The sequence below is a fragment of the Parablautia muri genome (genome assembly GCF_009917485.1).
Lineage (GTDB): Bacteria > Bacillota > Clostridia > Lachnospirales > Lachnospiraceae > Suilimivivens > Suilimivivens muri.
The window spans coordinates 1-791 of sequence record NZ_QZDT01000190.1 but is presented as its reverse complement, the minus strand read 5'-3'; the positions used below and the strand labels follow the sequence as shown (position 1 = coordinate 791).

The following is a 791-nucleotide window of genomic DNA, read 5'->3' as shown; positions in this document are numbered from 1 at the left end:
AGTAACCGTTTCGCCTGTTCCATTTTACTTCCGCGAGCAACGAGCCAAGCGGATATGCTTGCATATCCATTTGGCGACTGCCGCGAGAGTCAAATTTATTTGACTGGCTTTGGGAGCAATGCCGCCTAACACTTCATCAGCAGTAATCTCATAATCCCCTAGCCACTGAAAACCGTCCTCTGACAGTACAAACGCTTTCGGGTGTCCGAACGCTGCAAGGTTGTTTTTAATCTGCACCACAGCCCTTATATTTTCTTCTCTCTCTACCCTGCCGACTAAAAGAACACTTCTAGCAACTGCAAAGAAATCAATCGAACCCATTCCCCGGTATGCCGCTTTATTTCCTGCCGCTGATGCGAACTTTGTTCGCATTGTTCATTATGCCCAAGCCGATTGTTCCAATCGGCTCCAAGGACAATCGCACACTGGTATTTCTCTGCCAGTGCCGCCAACTTCTTTGTCATATCCCTTGCTTCATTCGCCAATCCAGCTTGCTGGATTTGTTCATTATCCATACCGCCGCCCAAATAGGCTTGTATCGGGTCTAAAATCAGCAGCTTTGCGCCTGTCTTTATAACAGCTTCTTCCAAGCGTTCATCTATCATGGAAAGTGATTTTATCTTTTCATCAATGACCGAGATTTTCTCACAATCTGCCCCTGCCTGTTCCAATCGGGGCTTGACCGCATCGGCAAGACCGTCCTCCGCACTCTGATAGATGACATTCAAAGGCTCTATAAAATTCATTCCTCCGTCTAAACTCTCTCCCTTAGACAGCTTCGCCGCTATATT

At 47.0% G+C, this 791-nt stretch carries 1 pseudogene; it reads right to left on the bottom strand.

From position 1 onward, the window contains the following. Window positions 1–96 precede the first annotated feature (96 nt). A pseudogene (locus D5281_RS25155) lies at window positions 97–791 on the bottom strand (AAA family ATPase); the annotation flags it as partial.